The following is a 21,748-nucleotide window of genomic DNA, read 5'->3' as shown; positions in this document are numbered from 1 at the left end:
TAAATTAATGTCCTCCGAATCGATGTGTGAATACAAAAGGAGTATAAGTGTATGGTAACCAAACCATTAGTTAGCGTTGTTGTGGCTGTTTATAATATGCAGGACACATTAGACAAGTGTATTCAATCCCTAATCTGCCAAACGTTAAAACAAATTGAGATCATTCTGGTTGATGACGGATCTATAGATTCTTCCGGGAAAATATGTGATAAGTACGCAAGTAAAGATACTCGCATACGCGTTATTCATCAGAAAAATAGTGGGTTGCCTATGTCTAGGCTGGCAGGTCTGAATGAAGCGAGCGGAGAGTTTCTTAATTACATTGATGCTGACGACTGGTGCGAACCAAATATGATGGAATTATTGTATAATGCAGCCTCGAAGAACAATGCTGATATCGTATTTTGTTCCGCCTATCGTCACAGAAATGATGGTATAGCCAGGATTTGCAACTTGCCAATTGATGAAGGTTTATATACAAAAAATGATATACACGATTGTTATATATTACCGTTATATGGAGACTTGAAGACAGATAATCTTATAACAACGGGCTATGTATGGTGTAGTTTTTTTAGAAAAAGTATACTTAGAAACATCAAATTTTATAAGGATATTTGCATGCATGAAGATGAAATTATTGTCATACAGGCACTATCCCGGGCTAAATCTATATATGTTATCGCTGATCCATTATACAACTACAATCGGTTAGCTCCAAACTCGCTGAGCAAACGGACCATATACTGGGAAAATTACTGGGAAAATATTATTGATGTGTATGAAGCCAAAAGGGAGTTTTCCTGTAATTTTTTTACTGATGATAGCGAATATATGGATAGACTAACAACCTATTTGTATCTCAAATTATTTAGATCCATTCGCAATGAGACACACTATACAAACCCAGCAGGGATTTGGGGTGGGTTGAAAAATGTATACAAACTAAAGTCGAAAAAATACTTATTTAAAAACAAAAAGTATATCGTGAAGAGCGAGTTCTCACCAGTTGAAAGGTCATTAATCAGACTTACAAACTGCAGACTCTATTTTTTAGTTTACATCTATTATCTTATTAAATGTAACAGGATGCGGACTTATGTTGAAAAAACAAAGAATTAATGGTTTGTATTAGTGCTTTACAGTCAAGGGGGAAGGTGGATGTGTGAGGGAGAAACACGCAAGAAAACATAAATTTTTTTCAATATGTGCTGTTTTAGTTATGGTTACTTTAGCTGCTTCCGTTTTTATAACTCCCTCGTCAAATGGAAAAGTGACTATAGACATCGGGTTTCAAAGTATAACTGCTCAGACCTGGGGGGCACTAATTATTAAAGAGCAACAATTATTTGAAAGAAAATTAAAGGTCAGATACCCATATATAGATTTTAATATACAATGGCATGACGAGGTTTCAGGCTCTGTTATTAACAACAACATGTTGGCTCATAAATACCAAATCGGATATATGGGCGACATGCCCAGTATCATAAATCTATATAATGGCTACTTACACGAAGAGTATAACTCCAGACTACTCGCTATAGATGGAAAGGGGGTAGGTGGAAAAAACCAAAGCATACTTGTCAGTCAAGATTCAGGAATAAACGATATTTTTGACTTGGTGGGTAGAACCGTATCAGTACCGATAGCTTCAAGTACACATAAAATGCTATTAGATATTCTCTCGCAAAATGATTTGCTAGATAAAGTAGAGATCATCAATCAAGATATACCAACGGCTTACAATATGATCACAACAGGTAAAATTGAGGCATTGGCCGCATGGGAGCCATATCCATCTTATTTGATGCAAAATGACCAAATGATTAAATTGATTGATGGAGAAGTGACGGGAAATGATTATTTGGCAGGAATTATGATTGACGACGACTGGGCGAAAAAAAACAGTGATTATACTTCATTATTTTTGGAGAGTATCAAAGAATCACATGAGTTTTTAAGAAAAAATCCTGATGAAAGCGTTTCAATCATCAGTCGAGAAAGCGGTTTTCCACCCGAAGTCATCGCTAGCGTCTTAAAAAACATTGACTGGGAGATGGAGATTACCTCCTCAAATAGAGATACGCTCAAAAATAATTATGAATTTCTATATGAATTAGGATTACTAAAAGATTTCCCGGTTGAAGCCTATTTAAATACCGTGAAGGGGAAAAATTGATATGAATTATAGAAGTGAAAGAAATGTTAGCTTCTTAGTCAATTTATTTAGAATTTTGGCATCATTCGCAATTTTTCTTCTAATCATATCTGTCCTAAAAATCATTGATTGGAAGTTCCTTGTAACCTTTTCCTACATACCTAGTATTCAAGATATCATTCATGAATGCGTATCCGTATTCTCTGATTTAGAGATTTACGGAAATATATTAATCACACTAGGAAGAGTATACTCTGGATTTATCTGTGCTGTTATTTTAGCCATTCCTTTCGCGATATTGATTACCGAAAACCGACTTGTGCGTCATTATATCTATCCGGTTTTTGAATTTATCCGACCTATACCAAATGTTGCTTGGGTTCCAATATCAATTGTCCTTTTCCAGTCCATCAATTCCAGTATGCTTTTTATCACATTTATTGGAGCTTTCTTTCCGATACTTATCAATTCCGTTGAAGGATTAGGGAATATAAACGAAAACTACATCAAGATTTCAAAATCATTTCATGTTACCAGATGGGTCTATATTACTGAAGTTATGATCCCTGCTACCTTTCCTAATATCTTTACAGGATTATTACTTGGGATGAGTGGTTCTTGGTTAGGCGTAGTTGTTGCAGAGATGATCAGCGGGCAATCTGGCATCGGGTATCTTACATGGGTGAATTATACACTTTTAAATATGTCCGGTGTGGTGATGTGTATGTTTATTATCGGAGGGTTGGGAGCATTCTCTACATGGCTGCTCAGAAAAGTTAATTACTTTTCTATCCGGATGTGAGAGGTAATGACAATGTGTAATAACAGTAAAAACTGCGTAGAAATAAAAAACTTATCAAAAACGTTTACACGTCCTAATGGAGAAAAGGTCATTATTTGCGACAATTTAGATTTGTACATTGAGAAGGGGAAAATTAGCAGTATTATTGGTAGTTCTGGTTGTGGGAAAACCACCCTGCTAAACATGATTGCGGGTTTTGAAAATTATGATGGTGGAGAAATCTATCTTGCCCCCAATTGTAAAATTGGTATTTTGTTTCAGAATAATGTTCTGTTCCCATGGAAAACAATCATGCAAAATATATTATTTGCATGTAGGAATTATTTTGAAGATCCAAAAGCTGTAATTCGGGAATACCTTGCAAAAGTAGGACTTAGTGAGGTGGAGAATTGTTATCCAAATGAATTATCTGGCGGGATGAACCAACGTATCGCCTTGTTAAGGATACTATTAACTAGTCCTGATTTGATCATATTGGATGAAGCATTCGGAGCTTTAGACTACCAAAACAGACATGAAATGCAAAATTTATTTCTAGAACTGCATAAAGAACGCAAATTCACTGCATTGGTTGTAACTCATGACATGCTTGAAGCGATCACATTAGGCGACAATATTTTTATTTTTTATGATCAACCTCTTAAATTTAATATCATCCAAAATAGTGTTAAGTCAGATGGTAACTATTCATCAATTATTGACCAAGTTGAATCGATTTTCTCTCGTACAAACAATTAAGAGTTTATGCAATATTAGTGACCAAAGAAAGTAAAAACAAGGAGGAGTAAATCATGAAAGAAAGCTATGCCATCACAGTTTCATTAGGATCCGGTAGGAAAATTAAGTTTGATAATCTATCATTTGGTAGACCATACGATTTTGACAATGAATACTTGAACATAAACATAGGAAAAAATGATGAGAATGATATAGTGGTTTCAACTAAAGATACATTAGACTGGATTAAGGAAATACGTTATCGGTTTACCTTTGAGATGCGCAACTATTCTAAAGTTATAGCACCTGACAGTGGTCGATGGTTCCTTCGTTATATGAGCTTAATCGATTTTTGGAGAAATAGCCGTGAATTCACTTCAAATATAGGAGATATAAAAATTCCGCTTTTTATGTTTTTGAATAATGATGGAAGTGTGGGAAATGCAGTAGGCGTGATCGGACAAAATATTGAAACCCAATTTATGATCATAGAACCCGAATCTAACCGGGCACTCAATGTGCATACAGGCAATATTATACTTGACATTGTAAGAGGAAATGATATATATCCCATTAAATCCTCTGTCTATAGCGAAAAGGTGTTTCATTATACTTCATATGCTGGAGAAAGCAAACCTTGGTTACTTGTTCAACGCGATTTTGCTGATCAGCAACGTCAAAAGTATACGATTAAAGAGCAGTATCTGGAGAAGGCGTTGGAACCTATGTGGTGTTCATGGGTCGATTGGGACAGTAAGGATATTAATACGGAAATGCTTTTATCGAACATAAAATCAGGTGTAGAACTCGGTATAAATAATTTTATTATTGATGACGGATGGTACGGTAATGGCTTGGATAGTGACTATTCTATTGATATGGACATTGGTGATTGGGAGCCCGATCCGCAAAAAATACCCGATATGAATCTATTAGTTGCTATAGCCCATGACATTGGAGCCAGACTTATTATTTGGTGTGCACCTCACGCGGTAGCTCTTAAATCAAAAGCATATCAAGAAAACAAAAACTATCTTATTGCCGATGCTAATGGAGAGCCTTATCTTAATGAACCGCAGTATTATTCCTATTGCTTTCAAAGCCCAGAAGGCCGTGAAATCATGGCTGAAATTTGTTTAAAGCTGATGGATAAATGGGGTTTTGATGGTGCGAAGTATGATTTATTTAATTGGGTACCCGATATTGAATGTCAAAACCCCAATCACAATCATGATACTCAATCCATGATTCAAGGACTTGAAAAAACTTTTGCGCGCATTGAAGAAAAAACCAAAGTTAAAAATCCTGACTATATTGTTGAGTTAAAACAAAATTACGGAACACTTTTTAATATGAGGTATGGCAATCTAATGAGAGCAGGGGATGCGCCATTTGATTTAGAAACTAATTATCAACGAACCCTTCATGTCCAGTCATACACCCCCTATGCATTAAATGATTATCAATCTTTTACAGTAAATGACACAAAAGAAGACGTTGCTTGTACGATTATAAAGATGCTTGCGGCCGGTGTTCCTGCGTATGGAGTGAATTTCTCTAAGTTGTCTGAAGAAATCAAAAAAGTGATAAAGTACTATAATTCTTTTTACAAAGAAAATCTGGAGACATTCAAAAATTTTCGTATTCCGTTAAATCCAGCCAACACCTCAATGCTTGTTGAAGGAGCCGATAAGAAATTTGTTTTTCTCCTCCCGCCTATTAATATTGTAGATATCGCTGGAAAAGATGTCGTAGTATTCAATGGTAGTTACCGTGATACTATTATTATTAATAATATAGTTCCCACTAATTACAATGTTATAGTTAAGGACTGTTTTGGGGATAAAGTATATAGAAATACAGTTATTAATCAACTTGAAGAATTCAATGTACCTATCGGAGGCAGTATCACGATTGAGCACTAATCAAAAACCCATTATTAACATGTGCGAACTTAAATATATGGAGAATTGCCCAGTGAGTTATCTCCTCCAGATGTCCCTGTCATTAAGAGATTTATGGATCGTTTCGTAAAGTAAGATACAACTTACTCCAAGTGTCACCTTTCCCAGCGAACCATAATACGATGAAATATGACCCATGACATTAGCCCGGAAAGGTGTGCGATTATGAACGGAACAATCCTCAATTTCTTTGCTGGCGGCAATACGGCTCACGGCTTTTACAGCCTCTATGAGTCGTCATTACAAAATTTAACTCGTCTGTATGTTTTAAAAGGAGGCCCAGGTACGGGGCAGACCAAACTGATTAGAGAAATCGGAGAGCATCTGAATCAACAAGGCCTTGAGATCTGGTTCATCCACACTGCGTCAGATAATGATTCATTCGACGGAGTGATTATTCCCAAATTAAATGTAGCAATTGTGGATGGAACAGCTCCGCGTATAATAAACCCTGAACTGCCTGAAGAATCCATCGTGTTCGTGGATTTGGAGCAGGCCGCCGATCAGTTCCAGTTAAGCCAGCACAAGCTGGAAATTGATAATTTAGTCGGAGCCATCAAGCAAGAGCATGAATTGGCTTATGCTGGCTTTGCTGAAGCACTTCGCATTCATGATGAATGGGAAGCGATTTATATCGCAAAAATGAATTTCCAAGCAGCCGATGAGCTGACACAGGAATATATTCAGCTTCTGTACGGAGATCAGAAATTTGAAAAATCCAACCGGGTAGATCACCGTTTTTTAGGTGCAGCAACGCCTAAGGGTGCTGTGGATTTTGTCCCTAATCTAACCGCAGGCTTAAAAAGATATCTGGTTAAAGGACGTGCGGGCTCCGGTAAATCTACACTGTTAAAAAAAATAGCGGCTGAGGGCATAAAGCGTGGCTTCGATGTTGAAATTTATCACTGTGGCTTCGATCCAAATAGCCTAGATATGATTATTGTACGTGAGCTCGAATTTGCTATTTTTGATAGCACGGCTCCACATGAATACTACCCAGATCGCGCCACTGACGAGATCGTCGATATGTATTCCCGCTGTATACAGCCCGGTACAGATGAAGAATATTCTGAAGCTATAGCAGGCATTAAAGAACGATACTCTAGCACCATGAAACAATCCACACAACATCTGACAGACGCAAAGGTATTCCTAAATGCGTTAAAGCAAATCTATACTTCAACCGTAGATTTTGAACGAGTGGCTCAGATTAAATCGCAGATTGTACAGGAAATTAATGAGATTGTTGAAAGTCCACTGGAGGTTTAAGCCTTCATTAAAGATCGCCCTCTAAGAGGGTGGTCTTTTTTTATGAGCACAGAAATTGGTATGGTACATACACACCAATCTGGTTATTCTCACCTGAGCGACACACAGGTATGCTCTCTCTATGAATAAAGAGATGGGAGAGTTAGACCAATGAATGATCAGAGAATGATGTTTAGACGAGGGTTTAAGGATTCTGTCGCAATAGTTGCAGGGTTTATCCCTGCTTGCTTTACGTTTGGATTGGTCGGTAAGGGTCTTGGTCTGGGTAGTCTGGAAGTATTCTTATTGTCAGCGCTTGTATTTGCAGGGGCTAGTCAATTTATCGGTGTGAAAATGCTTGCCGCAGGAGCTGCTGCTCCGGTGATTTTACTGCTTATCCTGATCATTAACCTAAGATATTTGTTTATTAGCTTATCCTTTGGAGGGCAGCTAAATCGTAATATAAGTACCCTTGCGAGAACTTGGATTGGCTTTAGTTTAACAGAAGAGGTATATGCTGTTAGCATGATCCCCCGAGAGTTACCAAATCCTAAATCGGAGAATGAAAAAACTAACCAGCCATTAGAACTTCCATATCTGCTGGGCCTTCAGATCCCTCCCTATGTCGCTAACCTGATAGCTACGACTTTGGGGATAATGCTTGCTTCTTATATTCCAGCTTTATATTTACCGGCACTAAACACGTCATTATATGCCTTGCTAATTGCACTTGTTGTACCACAATTGAAAGGCAGCTTACGGAACATGGCTATATGTATATCAGCTGCAGGATCATCATGGCTATTGCACCCCTTTCTAGGAAACTCTTCGATCCTAATAGCTATGTTAATCGGTATGGCAGTGGGCTCCTTATTTAGAGCGCGAGTCAAAGCGGAGAAAGAGGTATCCGTATGACTATATTAATCATTATAGGGATGGCTGTTATTACATTTTTATTTCGTTTTGTGCCTTTGTTGCTTACGAAACATAAGAATGAATCTTCCAAAGTTCAAGGGCTACTTGAGTATTTGCCCATAGCGGTTCTTAGTGCGCTAACGGTACCTGGAATCATTCAGGTGGACCCAGATGTTAATCTTGTGGGTATCGCATCAGGGACTGTCGCTGTTATACTGGTATTAATTAGAAAAATTCCGCTGCTCCTCGTGATTCTAGGCTCTGTTTCCGCAGCACTACTCGTAAAAATGCTTACTATGTATTTTTAAAACAAAAGTCGGAACAGAAAGGGAGGACCTCTTATGAAGCATGATTTGCTGATCACACTCGATAAAGAACGACAGATCCCGTTAAATCGTCAAATTTACGAGCAAGTTCGAAATGCTATCCATTCAGGAGCTTTAAGCGGGGGAGACCCCCTGCCTCCGTCTAGAACTTTAGCCAATCAGCTTGGCGTATCCAGAAGTGTGGTCCTTCAATCCTATGAGCTCCTTCAGGCAGAAGGCTATCTGGAGATGCGAAAAGGAGCGGGAACGTTTATTGCGGAGTTAACCACGGAGAAGAAAGCTACAAAGGATTATGAGAGCCCTTACAATTTCATTACAAAAGGACCTGATTTCCTTACGCTTAATCCTCCTTCCACAAAAGATGTTGATAGTTTGAACCCTGTATTCTGTGATTTTCGGCATGGTGTGCCTGCTTGGGACGCGTTTCCTATGGATCAGTGGCAAAAAGCTCTAATGAATGCTTGCCGCCGCGCCTCACCGGATACTTTGGGTTACGGTCCTGCGGAAGGTTCACTGGGATTACGCCGTGAGATTGCACGTTTATTACGTTCCACACGATCCATGCCCGTTGTTCCGGAGCAAATCGTGATTACCTCTGGAGCTACGCAAGCTCTGGATATTTTATCGAGGATTTTCTTATATAAAGGTGATCGTGTCATTGTTGAGGATCCATCACATAGCGTTGTGCGTGAAATTTTTTCTTTTGCTGGTGCAGAGGTCATCCCTGTTAAGGTAGATCAAGATGGCATCTGTGTGGAAGAAATCCAAACAAGCAGTAATAAAGGCATAGAAGGTAATCTTAAAAAATCACCAAAGTTAGTCTATGTCACTCCCTCCCACCAATTCCCTTATGGGATGACGTTGTCCTTGAAACGAAGAGTTCAGTTGCTGGATTGGGCCAAAGCCAATCATGCTTTTATTATTGAAGACGATTATGACAGTGAATACAGGTATGAGGGTCCGAAGCTGTCCGCGCTTGCTGGGCTAGATGTAGAGGGAAGAGTAATATATGTAGGCAGCTTTAGTAAAGTACTATTTCCTTCTCTGCGGATAGGTTATGTTGTATTGCCTCCGGCTTTGATTCAACCTTTTTTGGCCGTCAAGTGGATTACGGATCGTATGACTTCTGCTTTGGATCAGGAAGCTTTAGCGGAATTTATTCAGAATGGTCATTATGCAAGGCATGTTACTCAGATGGGAAAGCTGTATGCTTCTCGTAGAGCATGTCTCATATCTAGCTTAAATACTGAGTTTGGAAGTCGTGTTCGTTATTATGGCGAGGAAGCTGGACTACATTTACTGATAGAGCTGGAATCGGATGCCGAAGAGAATCGCATTGCTGAAGTGGCACTTCGTTACGGAGTTCGAGTATATCCTGCATCGTCTTATTTTGTGGGTAGTAAACCTAAGGGGCCAGTATTTCTACTTGGGTATTCTAATCTCTCTGAGAACCAGATGAAGATGGGCGTGAACAGACTGATGTTAGCCGAAACCGAAGCCACTGTTAGAAGAAGTCATTTGTAATAATAAAAAGGTTGGGATTTTATCATATTACTTGTAAGTTCACTCTATAGTTTCGGCCTTCAGACGTTCATAATGAAAGGTGAAGTTTCTTTCTAATTCTGGAGGTTCTTATGAAACGCTACATTATAGGGATTGATCTCGGTGGAACGAATATCAAAGCAGGAATTTACGATACCGATTTTATAGCTGTAAAAGTAATATCTACGCCAACAGAGGCTGCTAAAGGTCCATCACATGTGCTAGGACGGATTATAGAAGCTGTCCGTTTGATTACGGTCGAAGCGAATATTTCATTAGATTTAGTAGTAGGTATGGGAATCGGAGTACCCGGATTGTTAGATCCGGTTGCTGGGATTTCTTTTTTCTCGCCGAATTTTCCGGATTGGGAGAACGTACATGTCGTAGCTGAAATGAAATCATTCTATGACTTTCCTGTATTTATTGATAACGATGTAAGGGTTAATCTTTATGGTGAATGGCAGCAAGGTGCGGGAAAAGGCTACAACAATCTGGTTCTGATTACCTTGGGAACAGGATTGGGATCGGGTATCGTGAACGACGGAAAAGTAATCTACGGTACGTCCTATGGCGCTGGTGAAATTGGGCATATGAATATGTACAGGAACGGACGTCCCTGCAAATGTGGAAGCTCAGGTTGCTTGGGTCGATATGTGTCTGCGATTGGCATGGTGAATACTTTTAAAGAGAAGCTGAAAGAAGACCGAACAAGTATTATTCAAGCCTGGACCAATCATCAAGAAGAGCAAATTACCGCGTTAATGATATCTGAAGCCTATGAACTTGGAGACGCCCTCGCTATAGAGGTAATGCAAGAGACTGCAACTATACTTGGATTTGGATTAGCGAATGTAGTGAATATTCTCAACCCTGATCTAATTATTGTAGGTGGGGGGATGGCAGCGGCGGGAGATAAACTACTTCAACCTGTCAGAGAGACTGTGAATCAACATGCGCTGAAGCTATCTAGCAGTAAGTGTAAAATTGTTCAAGCGAACCTAGGGAGCTGGGCTGGAACAATAGGTGCTGCCTCTTATGCATATAGTAAGCTTCACGAAGCAGAGTAACTGTCGCTCCTTATTGTTTTTTGTTATTTTGACATGGATTGGAACAAGAATGAGCCGCCCGGAATACAACAGTAATAAAATCCGTGGAGGTGCTCTTATGTTTGCTGTTATGCAATTAATAGGTGGAGTGATCCTGTCTTTGGGATGGATTCCTCAGATTATTCAAATTCTCAAATCAAAATCCGTAGCCGATTTAAATCTGAAGTCGTATTTGCTTATGCTGCTCGGGATTAGTCTTATGGAAGCTTATGCGATCAGTTTGGCGGTTACGGGTGTAGGTTTAGCTTTTTTGATTACGAATACGATGTCTTTATGTGTTGTGTTGCTGGTTATTATTCTAGTGATTAAATATCGAGCAAGGTAATGAACATGAACAGGTCATTGGATACGCCAACTTATATTACCAACAAGAACAAGGAGGGATACTATTGTACTCCAGGTTAGGGTTTAAGCCATTTGAAATTGTCAAAAGAACCGGTCCACAAGAATCAATCATCGCCGGTATCTTTATGAAAATAGAGCTAACTTAGATTAGCAAATGCGGAGGTTAATTTGAGCAAAAAATATTATACATATGAAATCGATGAGGTAACTTTTCAGTTGCAGGAAGCTTGTGATTTTGTGTGGTTATCTAAGCTTGGTAGGGTGTTCAAAGTGTTTGATCAGCAGGACTCCGGAAATCTTTCTTTTGGTGTGGAAAAGGCGGGTCAGAAGTATTTTGTGAAATTTGCTGGAGCGAAGCCTTTGACTTACGATGGCAACCCCTTGGATGCTGTTAACCGTTTAATTGAAGCTATTCCTTTGTATAACGAGCTTGAATCTGAGGCACTGATCAATCTGAGGTCACATTTTAAGGTTGGCTCCGGTTATGCAGCGGTGTTTGAATGGTTTGCAGGTGAATGTTTACATTCGCATTGGCTTTTTGCGGGTGAAGCTAAGCTGAGTCATCCGGAGTCTCCTTTTTATCGATATAAGCAATTATCCGTTGAAAAGCGTTTAGCATCCATAGACGTAATCTTTTCGTTTCATGAGCACGTTGAGTTGCAAGGCTATGTAGCTGTGGATTTTTATGATGGAAGTATTCTGTATGATTTTACGAATGATGACACAAGGATTTGTGATATTGATTTTTATCGGCCTAAGCCTACTGTAAATGATCTCGGAGAGAACTTCTGGGGCTCATCCAGATTCAAGTCACCGGAAGAATTTATCTTAGGTGCACCAATTGATGAAGTTACTAATGTATTCACTATGGGCGCTACGGCATTTGTTCTTTTAGGAGGAGCCTCCGACCGATCGTTTGCAAAATGGGAAGCCAGCCAAGCGCACTTCGATGTTGCTTTACGGGCTGTCAGCCCGGAGCGGGAACAGCGGTATCGGAATGTAGCAGAATTTAAATTAGCTTGGGATAGAGCAGGGATTGATTGAATCGCGTGAAAGGCGGAGGATGCTAAATGCAGGTTAGCTTATTTACGCTGGACAAGGAAAAAGAAGTCGATTTGGAATATGTAGTTATTATGCCTAAGCATGGTGAAGAATGGATCTTAGCAAGGCATCAGGATCGTTCGACGTGGGAGTTTGCCGGAGGACATATAGAAGTTGGCGAGACACCGGAACAGGCTGCTGCCAGAGAATTATATGAGGAAACAGGAGCGGAGCAATTTTCTATTATTCCAATAGCTGTATATACGGTTATTATTGATGATGCACCTGGAAGTTTTGGGAAGCTGTATTTCGCAGATGTGGAACAATTCGCTGAGCTCCCACCATATGAGATGGCAGAAATCAGAGGATTCACCGAGATACCAACAGAGTTGACTTATCCTTTGATTTATCCAACACTGATTTCAAAAGTTCAGGATTTCATCAACAGTTCGTCTTAAGAATACCTTTTTTTGAAATGAGTAAGTACGTGATATAATGAACATAGTTAATAAACAATAGAATTACAGAAATCTATCAGCTAAAAAGGAGGGTTATCTTGATGAAATTTAAGATTACACCTAGTGATGCTTATCCAGTGGCGATTATTTCGCTAAGCCAAAATGAACAAATCCATATTGAAAATGGATCAATGCTTTACCATAACGGTGATGTTGAATTAGAAGGCAAGATGAACAGCAATGGGAAGTCAGGTCTTAAAGGGGCTCTTGGCGCGTTAGGGCGATCCATTACAAGTGGTGAAAGTATCTTTATAACAGACGTTACTGGACGTTCCGATCAAGCAGAGATCGCAGTAGCGCCTTCCACGCCAGGCCAGATCAGAGAGCTGTCCATTGGTACTAAGCAGTGGAGACTGAATACAGGTGCATTTTTAGCCTGTAATGCCACTGTATCGTATACAATGGTGAAACAGCATGTGGCTAAAGCGGTCTTTGCTGGTACTGGGGGCCTGTACGTTATGGAAACAGCTGGCGAAGGCACGATGCTGATCAATGGCTACGGGGATATTATTGAGCTTACATTAGACGGTCAGAAGCCATTCACCGTTGACAATAGTCATGTAATCGCATGGGAGAACACGCTAGATTATAGTATCAAAGCAGCATCAGGTGTCATCGGCTTCAAAACAGGCGAGGGATTAGTTAACGAATTTACGGGCCGAGGAACAGTCTTGATCCAATCCAGAAATCTGGAGACGTTGGCTTCCAAGCTATCCCCGTTTATTCAGAAGAAAAATAATTGAGACTTGCTGTGAGCTTCACATCGTAGAGCGCCTTTTTTGCTTTCGCTAATTGGTTGAAGAAAAGACAGTGTAGTCGAATAGTATTAAACAGTATAGTATTTCAACGAAGACGGGCGATCAGCTCGTTTTTTTTCATAATATAAGACATAGATTTGAATGATAGCCCTGCAGCTGTCGCATGATATAATTTATGAAAAGAACAAGCAGGAGGGATCTCATTGAAAAAAGACATTCAGCATGTACCATACGGCTATGAGCCGCCAGTTGAACAACGTAAAGGGACGTTAGTGTTTTACGATTCTTTTGAACATATAACCGATCAGGAGCTTGAAGTCGCGGCAAAAACGGCAGCAGATCGGCGTTTCACTAAGCTGGTGCTGTATCCACTACACGAAGAAACGGTGAGACGGATGACCAAAGAGCCGGTGAGCGCTTATTATAAGCGTGAGGACCGGCTGCATGAATGGAAAAGGGAGCAAGGACGTAGCTTTGTCACGGTAGAGAGTTTGGAGGGGAAGCGAAAGAAGTATACTCCGCTCGATTCTGCGCTTCGGCATCTTGCTGAGATCTATCCTTCGCCGATCTTTCTGTATCTAACGCCTGAGGTGGCGAATCAGTTTGCGTCTTATTCCTCTTTTGAAGAGTGGATTGTAAAAGTTCGCTTATTGGTGCCATCTGCGCCTTCAACACTACATCCTAGGCTATTAAAATTTCGTCATCGATGGGATGTAGTTGGAGAAGAACGGGATTAAGGGTAAGGGATTGTCGATTTAATTTGTGCTCTGTTTACGTCTGTAGTTGTACATTCTCCATTGATAATGAATAAAACATCCGATGCAAAAACCAAGAATCGCTACAGTGGCTGCTACTGCAACTAACGCTGTGAAAATATAGGCAGCAATCGTCCAGCCCGCGATGAAGCTGATCAGACCACCTGCGAGGCAGAAGACAGCAATGGTTTGGTTAAACTGCTGTTGTGACCAGTCTTCGTGTACATAGTGGGAACGCTCTTTCGTGAGAAACTTAGCAGCCAGCTTAATGATGGGATTATAGCCGAACAAGAGTCCAAGCAATCCGGCAAACAAGGGCAGCGCAAGGATCCAGTGCTGTCCTGTTAGCCATGTTAATATTACGGAAACGACGATGAACGCCTGATTTGTCTTTACTAATGGTCGTGGAATTCCTTTGGGTACGTCCTGCATTTTATTCACACCTTTCTCATTGGAATAATTATAGTATACGCTGAGACTGTGGGATTGGGAAGTAGATAATTTCTAGCTGGTGGAGTGGTAAATGTGAGCTGAACTATTGAGGATAGCTGAGTAGAATTACCGGAGAGATGGAGTGACAGCAATAATGTGCTGAGCGAAGGAGAAAAGTGCATCATGTGCTGTGTGAATAAGGATGGAGGTCATAGTAAATTGAGCGGATGGGGAGCTATCGGACTCCATGGACCTTATTTACTCGAAAACTAACCTTTTGAAGGATTATCGGAGCCCAATGCAGCTATGTGCACAAAAATGGACAAAAGCAGCCCCGTGTGAGTGAAATAGCGTCACTCAGGTCCGAAAATATGTCAAAACGCCTGTTTCGGCACCAATAGCTGCATCTGAGTCCGATAGGTAAATGAAAGTGTGAGAGTATGTGTAGAGCAGGTGAGGTACATGGGAAAATACAAGTGCAGGATTAAGTGTGGTGCTAGTGCGAGACCAAATGAAGGTGAATATGGATGTATAAGTAAATGCGGTGTAAGAGTACGTGCGAAATTAGGAGCTATCGGACTCCAGGGACCTTATATACTCGAAAAGTAACCTTTTGAAGGATTATCGGACCCCAATGCAGCTATGTGCATAAAAATGGATGAAAACTGCCCCGTTTGAGTGAAATAGCGTCGCTCAGGTCCGAAAATGTGTCAAAACGCCTGTTTTGGCACCAATAGCTGCATCTGAGTCCGATGGGGGGGCTGGACATAATGTGCTGAGCGGATAGAGTTCGATCCTATTATTTTCCATCGAATTACTTTTAATTTAAGTAATTTATATGTTGACATATCTCTTAAAAATATGGTTTTATTATGTAGACCAATTGTTATAATGCAAAGGAAGTGTCAGCTTGTCGAACAAGCCGAATACGCGTGAGGCGATTCTGGACACCGCTTCGAAATTATTTTTTTCTCAGGGATATCATGCAACAGGACTAAATCAGATTATAAAAGATAGCGATTCTCCGAAGGGATCTCTTTATTATTATTTCCCCCACGGCAAAGAAGAGCTGGCTTTAACATGCATTAACCGGACTAGTGAAGTTGTTGCTCAGAAGCTTAAGTATCATGTGGAGAGTTGTGATAATGCGGCTGAAGCGATGGAGGATTTCATTCTTGGAATGGCTATGAATGCTGTGGAATCCTCATTCGAGGGGATTGTTCCGTTCAGTTTTTGGTTAGCGGCGGAGACCTCTTGTATTAGTGAGGAGCTGCGGACTGCATGTAAATCTGTGTTTATGGACTTGCAAGATGTGATCAAGAAACGCCTTCTGGAAGAAGGGGTGGAGGACAAGACTGCATGCGATAAGGCTTCAGTTATTGTCTCTTTATTTGAAGGCGCGCTACTTCAGACGCTGACTTTTCGGGATGAACAACCGCTTCTCGCGGCGGCGAAGATTATCCCAGCAATACTTGGCTAGAAACAGACTAATAGACAGATCATCAGGGGGATTAAGAGTGGACGCAACAATGCAAGGAAATCAACAAAAAGAAGTAAAGAAGTTTAAAACGATTCCGATTCTAGTCTCATTATTACTTGCAGGATTTATCGGAATGTTCAGTGAAACAGCACTAAATGTAGCTTTAAGCGATCTTATGAATGTCCTATCAATTACTCCAGCAACAGCACAATGGTTGACGACAGCTTATCTGCTTACACTGGGAATTCTAGTTCCGATTTCGGGTATGCTGCTTCAGTGGTTCTCGACTAGACAGCTATTTGTTGCTGCGTTATGTTTTTCGATACTTGGAACGTTTCTAGCGGCAGTGTCACCTAATTTTGAGTTCCTACTTACAGCACGTGTGGTACAAGCAATGGGTACAGCACTCTTATTACCACTAATGTTTAATACCATTCTTATCATCATTGCTCCTGAAAAACGGGGTGCCGCGATGGGAATGATTGGTTTAGTTATCATGGTAGCACCAGCGATCGGACCAACTATTGCAGGACTTCTAATTGAAAGTCTTAGCTGGCACTGGATCTTCTGGTTGTCACTGCCATTCCTAGTGATCGCCTTGATCTTCGGAATCCTCTTCATGCAAAATGTGACGAAGGTTACGAAGCCGAAGATCGATATCCTCTCCATAGTGTTATCATCAATCGGGTTTGGTGGTATCGTGTTTGGTTTCAGTAGCGCCGGCGAAGAAGCCGGTTGGGGAAGTCCAAAAGTGATCATAGCCATAGTAGTAGGTGTTGTATCACTCTTATTGTTCGGATTGCGCCAAATGAAGATGAAGCAGCCGATGATTAATTTGCGTGCTTTTAAATATCCAATGTTCTCCATTGGTGTAGCGATGGTATTTATCTGTATGATGGTTATCCTATCCTCCATGTTGATTCTTCCGATGTATCTTCAACAAGGTCAAGGATATACGGCGTTCAAAGCGGGCTTGCTATTGCTTCCAGGGGGGATTATTAACGGGTTGATGTCCCCAATCATGGGTCGTATGTTTGATAAATACGGTCCGAAATGGCTCGTTATCCCGGGTCTTGTTATTGCAGCCGCAGCTTTGTGGTTCTTCTCCAGTATTACTGTAGCTTCTACGGTCGTATTCGTAATCGTACTTCACAGTACACTTATGATCGGTGTGTCGATGGTATTTATGCCTGCACAAACCAACGGTATTAACCAGTTGCCGCTAGAACTATATCCAGATGGTACAGCGATTATGAATACATTGCAGCAGGTCGCTGGTGCGATCGGTACTGCATTAGCTGTTAGCATTATGTCCGCAGGTTCTAAGAGTTATATGAAGACTGTGGCCGATCCTGCAGATCCAGCTAATTTGTTGCCTGCGTTCACGCAAGGTGTACAAAATGCATTTATTTTCGGAATGAGCATGGCTATTGTGGGTCTAATTCTTGCTTTCTTCGTAAAAAGAGTAGTTGTAGATCATAAAATGAATACTCCAATGCATTAATAAATAAGATTATCGTACAAAAAAAGATTACTATAAGGTAACATTTTGTATAATCCCCTTACGCTAGACAGTGGTTAAAGTTCATGAACTTATGGACAACCCACTGTTGATCGGAGGGGATTTTTATTTTGCTTGTGGGAGCTTTGCATAGTAACTATGTGAAAGAATTTACTTTAAGAAAAATGAAGAATAGATGTCGAGTAAGTTACACTATTGATACTCGTAATTTCTAATTATTTTGTATAATTACATAAAAAAATGACGTAAGGAGATCTTAAAATGAATTGGAAAAAAGTTGGATTATTAAGCGTTGCTATTGCACTAGGTTCTGTGGGTGGTTTTGGGAGCATACATACAAACACTGTAGCTGCCGCAACATCGAAAGAATCCACAAGTGTATATAAGTTATTTCAACAGTATGTACAGAAGCCGGCATCACTTGCACATGCACGCAATTATTTGATTAACCATATCGATGAAGTGGATACCTCGACAGCGACAATGATGACGCTACAGCTTGAGAATGCACAGAACGCACACTTGCGTGTATACTCAGAAAAAGTTTATCCGGATAATGTTCAGAAAGCGATAAATAGTGTCTATATTAAAAGCAAAAGTCTTAAGTATACTGATCTACTCAATGCGATCAAAGATTCCAAAATATCCAGCGTATTAATTGAGGGCTCGAATAAGGGTTATCAAATAATGACCAGTGAGGGTATGTATTATCCAACCATGAATTATGAGAGTTTCAAGATATTTAAGCCTTATATATCGAAAGACATCGCTGCTTACATTGATATCATGGCTACTGAGACCAATCAACCGAGTGTATCGGATGGGGCAGTTGCGATTAGCTGGTCAGAGCTAACGAACAGAGTACTTACGATGGAGGATTTTGTGACGAAATATCCTTCTTCAAACCGGACTTCTGCTATTAAACAACAACTCCAAGATGCGACCGCTTTTTTATTATATGGAGCAAGCAACACTGATGATAAACTAGTAATCGAACCAGAAGTTAGACAAGCATATGAAGCCGCGGTGAAGAATGCCACAGGAGATAGTAGGATCGTTACAATTTTAGAAAAACTGCTGAAATTACTTGACTCTACACATAATAAATTCACACCTGAAGTAGAGAAATTTCTAAAGGAAACCGTAAATTCAAAATAATCATTTGATTTCAAAATAGAATAACCTAATTGGAAGAAGCGATTCAATATCACATTGAACTGCTTCTTTTTTTTGGAATTGATTATGGACCTTCTTAAATAGGGCAAGTGTTATCGGGAACTTTACATACATAGATTTACGATGTATAGTTATCCTAGGTATAAAAGAAAAGATAAAATTCATGTTTTTCAGATATTAGTCATTGAAATTAATAGATTAGGAGGTGCAAACCATTGAAAGTAAGTAAAGAAATGCTGAAGGGCAGTACGGGTACATTGGTTTTGACTCTTTTGCTGGAGAAGCCATTATATGGTTATGAGCTGATCAAAGCGCTGGAGCTGAGATCACAGGGTGTTTTTTCGTTAAAAGAAGGAACCTTATATCCGATTTTGCATGCAATGGAAAGCGAGCGTTGGGTAGAAGCTTACTGGATGGAGGTAGACGGAAGGAAGCGTAAATACTATAGAATACTGGATGAAGGGAAAGAGAAGCTCAAGGAGAAAAGGGCGGAGTGGCTTGTTTTCAAAGGTGCAGTTGACTCTGTTCTGGGAGAGGGTAGTGTATGATGAAAGAGAGGCAGCAGCAATTTTTGGATGAAGTATGTGCAGAGATTAAAGCGAAAAAAGCTCACTCAGAGATACGCCAAGAATTAGCTAGTCACCTGGAAGATTTAATTTGTGAAAAAGAAGCGACCGGCGCACCACAGGATGAAGCAATAGCTTGGGCAATCACACAAATGGGGAACCCACAGGTTTTAGGAAAAGAGCTTCATCAAATACATAAGCCACGTGTACCTTGGGGATTGTTTGGAGTTGTAGCTTTGTTATCCGCGATCAGTTTAATTGGAATGGGCTCGGTGGATGTAGGCTATAGTGATATTGCTAAAGGTGCTTTTTTAGATAATGCGCTTAAACGCCAGTCCATAAATATACTCATTGGAATTGTTTTAATGTTTGGATTGTATTTCATTGATTTCAGAAAGCTGAAGGGTCTATCATGGGTATTATATGGACTAACTTTAGCGGGGATTTTGACAAGTATGTTCTGGGGTGTAACAGTAAATGGAGTGAATTATGGTCCTCAAATATTTACTATTTTACCTGACATGACTACCTATCGTCCCTATGTTTTGATGGTTGCATTAACAGGGATTCTAGTAAATCGCAGGAAAGTAACTAAAAGTAAAACTTGGCGAAGTGGGTTGCTTGACATAGGTATTTTGTTAGTACCCGCTTTGTTGCTTATCTTTTTAAAATCTCTTCCAGAGTTAGTGGTGTATCTTCTCTCTTCATTAGTATTGTATGTATGGATTACTCGTGAATGGAAAAAGAGTGCCATGTTATTTGGGCTCCTTATAATAGCTGGACTAATTTTCAGCTTAAAGAGTGACTATCTAATGGCTAGATTCATAAGTGCTTTAAATCCATCTTCAGATCCAGAAGGTTATGGGTATATATACCAAGTAATGCGTGAAGTTATTAATTCAGCAGGTTGGTGGGGTCACGGATTCGGATCAGTGGAACAGAAGCTCCCGTATGTCTACTCAGATCTGTTGCCGATTTATCTTATCCATTGTTTTGGTTGGGCGGGCGGGTTGGTTCTGGTAGCTGTTGTAGCCTGTTTTTTTATTAAGCTTCTTTCAACGGTACGAGCAATTCGTGAATCTTATGGACAGGCACTAGTTGTTGGTTTGGCATTTTTACTTGCTATAAGACTGGCCTACGGCCTTGCTGTTTTGAGTGGGGGAATGATGCTGACCTCTATTCCATTTCCTTTCCTGAGTTATGGGAGTCATGTGTGGTTTGAATATGCTGCGATTGGACTTTTGATGGGCATTTATCGTAGGAAGGATATTGGAGGCGTCCAAGATTGTACTGTGCTGGGTTAGATTCAGGATCTTCTTGTATGTCTAATTATGAAGTATGAATACTTAAGGGAGGTCTTTTTATGGGATGGAAAAAAGCAGGCTTGATAAGTTTTACCATTGCTCTAGGCTCTATGGGAGGGTTCGGGAGTATACATACAACAGGTACTGTATCTGCCGCAACTGCAAAAGATTCTCCAAGCGCCTATAATCAATTCCAGCAGTATGTACAGAACCCCACCTCTCTTGCTAACGCACGTAATTACTTGATTAACCATATCAAAGAAGTGGATAACTGGACGGCGACGCAGATGACACTTCAGCTTGAAAATGCACAGAAGGCATATTTACCTGTATACTCAGAAAAGGTTTTTCCAGAGAATGTCCAGAAAGCGATAAACAGTGCTTATAGCAAAAGTAAAAGTCTAACCTATACGACTCTCCTTAACACGATAAAAGATTCTAAAATTCGCTCTGTATTAATGGAAGGTCGAGATAAGGGATATAAGCTGGAGACCAGTGAGGGCATGTACTATCCGGTAATGCATTATGAGGGCTTTAAGACTTTTAAGCCGAATGTTACGAAGGACATAGCAGCTTACATTGACATCATGACCACCGAATCTAATCAACCGAGTGTATCTGATGCAGCGATTGTGATTAGTTGGACCGAGTTAACGAGAAGGGCGCTTGCAATAGAGGATTTTGTTACGAGCTATCCTGCTTCCAACCGGTCTGCTGTTATTCAAAAAGAGCTACTTTTTGTGACCTCACGATTATTATATGGAACAAGTAATACACCTGCGTATGACTATGATGAGCAAGTAATTAAACCAGAAGTAAAAAAGGCGTATGAGAATGCACTAAAAGATAGCAAAGCTGATACTAGAATTCTTTCGATTTTAGAAAAGCTGCTTCAATTACTTAATTCCACGAATAACAAATTGACACCTGTAATAGAAAAATTTCTTGATGAAACTGTAAACTCGTAATTATCAGTCTAAGGAAACTCAACCTCTTATGTCCACAGACAGCGGTGAATAACCTAATTAAGAAGCGATTTAACTTAATGTTGAACTGCTTCTTTTTTTTGT

The 21,748-nt window shown here is 40.1% G+C and carries 22 protein-coding genes; 21 read left to right on the top strand and 1 reads right to left on the bottom strand.

Annotated features, from left to right (window positions below; translation table 11 throughout):
- Positions 1-51 precede the first annotated feature (51 nt).
- From NSS67_RS20025 to NSS67_RS19955, 15 genes are all read left to right on the top strand, one after another.
- Positions 52-1,122, top strand: a complete 1,071-nt coding sequence (locus NSS67_RS20025; protein WP_339315343.1) for a glycosyltransferase — start codon at positions 52-54, stop codon at positions 1,120-1,122.
- Between the two features lie 43 nt (positions 1,123-1,165).
- Positions 1,166-2,182 carry an ABC transporter substrate-binding protein gene (locus tag NSS67_RS20020; RefSeq protein WP_339315342.1) on the top strand — a complete coding sequence of 339 codons (1,017 nt, stop codon included), beginning with the start codon at positions 1,166-1,168 and terminating at the stop codon, positions 2,180-2,182.
- 1 nt (position 2,183) lies between these two features.
- Positions 2,184-2,963 carry an ABC transporter permease gene (locus NSS67_RS20015; RefSeq protein WP_339315341.1) on the top strand — a complete coding sequence of 260 codons (780 nt, stop codon included), beginning with the start codon at positions 2,184-2,186 and terminating at the stop codon, positions 2,961-2,963.
- 12 nt (positions 2,964-2,975) lie between these two features.
- Positions 2,976-3,701: an ATP-binding cassette domain-containing protein gene (locus NSS67_RS20010; protein ID WP_339315340.1), complete on the top strand. Its 726-nt coding sequence runs from the start codon at positions 2,976-2,978 to the stop codon at positions 3,699-3,701.
- A 53-nt stretch (positions 3,702-3,754) separates the two neighbouring features.
- On the top strand, positions 3,755-5,605 hold the full coding sequence (locus tag NSS67_RS20005; RefSeq protein ID WP_339315339.1) for an alpha-galactosidase: 1,851 nt from the start codon (positions 3,755-3,757) through the stop codon (positions 5,603-5,605).
- 204 nt (positions 5,606-5,809) lie between these two features.
- Positions 5,810-6,913 carry a PRK06851 family protein gene (locus tag NSS67_RS20000; protein ID WP_339315338.1) on the top strand — a complete coding sequence of 368 codons (1,104 nt, stop codon included), beginning with the start codon at positions 5,810-5,812 and terminating at the stop codon, positions 6,911-6,913.
- Between the two features lie 150 nt (positions 6,914-7,063).
- Positions 7,064-7,807 carry an AzlC family ABC transporter permease gene (locus tag NSS67_RS19995; protein ID WP_339315337.1) on the top strand — a complete coding sequence of 248 codons (744 nt, stop codon included), beginning with the start codon at positions 7,064-7,066 and terminating at the stop codon, positions 7,805-7,807.
- A complete protein-coding gene (locus tag NSS67_RS19990) occupies positions 7,804-8,115 on the top strand; it encodes an AzlD domain-containing protein (protein WP_339315336.1) in 312 nt (103 codons plus the stop codon). Before NSS67_RS19995 ends, NSS67_RS19990 begins: the two co-directional genes overlap by 4 nt.
- A 33-nt stretch (positions 8,116-8,148) precedes the next feature.
- Entirely contained in the window at positions 8,149-9,657 is a 1,509-nt protein-coding gene (locus NSS67_RS19985; RefSeq protein WP_339315335.1) for a PLP-dependent aminotransferase family protein, read from the top strand.
- A gap of 110 nt (positions 9,658-9,767) precedes the next feature.
- On the top strand, positions 9,768-10,742 hold the full coding sequence (locus tag NSS67_RS19980; protein ID WP_339315334.1) for an ROK family protein: 975 nt from the start codon (positions 9,768-9,770) through the stop codon (positions 10,740-10,742).
- Between the two features lie 97 nt (positions 10,743-10,839).
- Positions 10,840-11,106, top strand: coding sequence for a PQ-loop domain-containing transporter (locus tag NSS67_RS19975; protein WP_339315333.1), 267 nt, complete (start codon positions 10,840-10,842; stop codon positions 11,104-11,106).
- 188 nt (positions 11,107-11,294) lie between these two features.
- Positions 11,295-12,170 carry a serine/threonine protein kinase gene (locus NSS67_RS19970; protein ID WP_339315332.1) on the top strand — a complete coding sequence of 292 codons (876 nt, stop codon included), beginning with the start codon at positions 11,295-11,297 and terminating at the stop codon, positions 12,168-12,170.
- Between the two features lie 26 nt (positions 12,171-12,196).
- Positions 12,197-12,625 carry an NUDIX domain-containing protein gene (locus NSS67_RS19965; RefSeq protein ID WP_339315331.1) on the top strand — a complete coding sequence of 143 codons (429 nt, stop codon included), beginning with the start codon at positions 12,197-12,199 and terminating at the stop codon, positions 12,623-12,625.
- Between the two features lie 101 nt (positions 12,626-12,726).
- Positions 12,727-13,428, top strand: coding sequence for a TIGR00266 family protein (locus NSS67_RS19960; RefSeq protein ID WP_339315330.1), 702 nt, complete (start codon positions 12,727-12,729; stop codon positions 13,426-13,428).
- A gap of 218 nt (positions 13,429-13,646) precedes the next feature.
- Positions 13,647-14,180 carry a hypothetical protein gene (locus NSS67_RS19955; protein ID WP_339315329.1) on the top strand — a complete coding sequence of 178 codons (534 nt, stop codon included), beginning with the start codon at positions 13,647-13,649 and terminating at the stop codon, positions 14,178-14,180.
- A gap of 18 nt (positions 14,181-14,198) precedes the next feature.
- Here NSS67_RS19955 and NSS67_RS19950 read toward each other — a convergent pair whose 3' ends face one another.
- Positions 14,199-14,630 carry a DUF4395 domain-containing protein gene (locus NSS67_RS19950; RefSeq protein ID WP_339315328.1) on the bottom strand — a complete coding sequence of 144 codons (432 nt, stop codon included), beginning with the start codon at positions 14,628-14,630 and terminating at the stop codon, positions 14,199-14,201.
- Between the two features lie 910 nt (positions 14,631-15,540).
- Between NSS67_RS19950 and NSS67_RS19945 the strand changes: the two genes are divergently transcribed.
- The 6 genes from NSS67_RS19945 to NSS67_RS19920 all read left to right on the top strand — a co-directional run bounded on the left by NSS67_RS19945 (position 15,541) and on the right by NSS67_RS19920 (position 21,646).
- Complete coding sequence (locus NSS67_RS19945; RefSeq protein WP_339315327.1) at positions 15,541-16,110, top strand: TetR/AcrR family transcriptional regulator; 570 nt, start codon at positions 15,541-15,543, stop codon at positions 16,108-16,110.
- A 49-nt stretch (positions 16,111-16,159) separates the two neighbouring features.
- Positions 16,160-17,614, top strand: a complete 1,455-nt coding sequence (locus tag NSS67_RS19940) for a DHA2 family efflux MFS transporter permease subunit (RefSeq protein ID WP_339320642.1) — start codon at positions 16,160-16,162, stop codon at positions 17,612-17,614.
- A 279-nt stretch (positions 17,615-17,893) separates the two neighbouring features.
- The gene (locus NSS67_RS19935) at positions 17,894-18,790 is read left to right on the top strand and encodes a hypothetical protein (RefSeq protein WP_339315326.1); all 897 of its coding nucleotides are present in this window, start codon (positions 17,894-17,896) and stop codon (positions 18,788-18,790) included.
- Between the two features lie 233 nt (positions 18,791-19,023).
- A complete protein-coding gene (locus tag NSS67_RS19930; RefSeq protein ID WP_339315325.1) occupies positions 19,024-19,356 on the top strand; it encodes a PadR family transcriptional regulator in 333 nt (110 codons plus the stop codon).
- Positions 19,353-20,678, top strand: coding sequence for an FtsW/RodA/SpoVE family cell cycle protein (locus NSS67_RS19925; protein WP_339315324.1), 1,326 nt, complete (start codon positions 19,353-19,355; stop codon positions 20,676-20,678). Before NSS67_RS19930 ends, NSS67_RS19925 begins: the two co-directional genes overlap by 4 nt.
- Before the next feature lie 59 nt (positions 20,679-20,737).
- Complete coding sequence (locus NSS67_RS19920) at positions 20,738-21,646, top strand: hypothetical protein (protein WP_339315323.1); 909 nt, start codon at positions 20,738-20,740, stop codon at positions 21,644-21,646.
- Positions 21,647-21,748: the final 102 nt, after the last annotated feature.

This window comes from Paenibacillus sp. FSL R10-2734 (genome assembly GCF_037963865.1).
In the GTDB taxonomy this organism is placed as follows: Bacteria; Bacillota; Bacilli; order Paenibacillales; family Paenibacillaceae; genus Paenibacillus_AQ.
Note: the sequence above shows the minus strand (reverse complement) of the source record. Positions and strands in the feature narration are given on the sequence as shown.

What these genes read in the sequence shown, in the direction of transcription:
- NSS67_RS19995 (WP_339315337.1), top strand. Translation starts at nt 7,064, where the DNA reads ATGAATGATCAGAGAATGATGTTTAGACGAGGGTTTAAGGATTCTGTC.
- NSS67_RS19920 (WP_339315323.1), top strand. Translation starts at nt 20,738, where the DNA reads ATGGGATGGAAAAAAGCAGGCTTGATAAGTTTTACCATTGCTCTAGGC.
- NSS67_RS20010 (WP_339315340.1), top strand. Translation starts at nt 2,976, where the DNA reads ATGTGTAATAACAGTAAAAACTGCGTAGAAATAAAAAACTTATCAAAA.
- NSS67_RS19940 (WP_339320642.1), top strand. Translation starts at nt 16,160, where the DNA reads ATGCAAGGAAATCAACAAAAAGAAGTAAAGAAGTTTAAAACGATTCCG.
- NSS67_RS20000 (WP_339315338.1), top strand. Translation starts at nt 5,810, where the DNA reads ATGAACGGAACAATCCTCAATTTCTTTGCTGGCGGCAATACGGCTCAC.
- NSS67_RS20015 (WP_339315341.1), top strand. Translation starts at nt 2,184, where the DNA reads ATGAATTATAGAAGTGAAAGAAATGTTAGCTTCTTAGTCAATTTATTT.
- NSS67_RS19960 (WP_339315330.1), top strand. Translation starts at nt 12,727, where the DNA reads ATGAAATTTAAGATTACACCTAGTGATGCTTATCCAGTGGCGATTATT.
- NSS67_RS20025 (WP_339315343.1), top strand. Translation starts at nt 52, where the DNA reads ATGGTAACCAAACCATTAGTTAGCGTTGTTGTGGCTGTTTATAATATG.
- NSS67_RS19965 (WP_339315331.1), top strand. Translation starts at nt 12,197, where the DNA reads ATGCAGGTTAGCTTATTTACGCTGGACAAGGAAAAAGAAGTCGATTTG.
- NSS67_RS20005 (WP_339315339.1), top strand. Translation starts at nt 3,755, where the DNA reads ATGAAAGAAAGCTATGCCATCACAGTTTCATTAGGATCCGGTAGGAAA.
- NSS67_RS19950 (WP_339315328.1), bottom strand. Translation starts at nt 14,630, where the DNA reads ATGCAGGACGTACCCAAAGGAATTCCACGACCATTAGTAAAGACAAAT.
- NSS67_RS19980 (WP_339315334.1), top strand. Translation starts at nt 9,768, where the DNA reads ATGAAACGCTACATTATAGGGATTGATCTCGGTGGAACGAATATCAAA.
- NSS67_RS19990 (WP_339315336.1), top strand. Translation starts at nt 7,804, where the DNA reads ATGACTATATTAATCATTATAGGGATGGCTGTTATTACATTTTTATTT.
- NSS67_RS19935 (WP_339315326.1), top strand. Translation starts at nt 17,894, where the DNA reads ATGAATTGGAAAAAAGTTGGATTATTAAGCGTTGCTATTGCACTAGGT.
- NSS67_RS19985 (WP_339315335.1), top strand. Translation starts at nt 8,149, where the DNA reads ATGAAGCATGATTTGCTGATCACACTCGATAAAGAACGACAGATCCCG.
- NSS67_RS19925 (WP_339315324.1), top strand. Translation starts at nt 19,353, where the DNA reads ATGATGAAAGAGAGGCAGCAGCAATTTTTGGATGAAGTATGTGCAGAG.
- NSS67_RS19975 (WP_339315333.1), top strand. Translation starts at nt 10,840, where the DNA reads ATGTTTGCTGTTATGCAATTAATAGGTGGAGTGATCCTGTCTTTGGGA.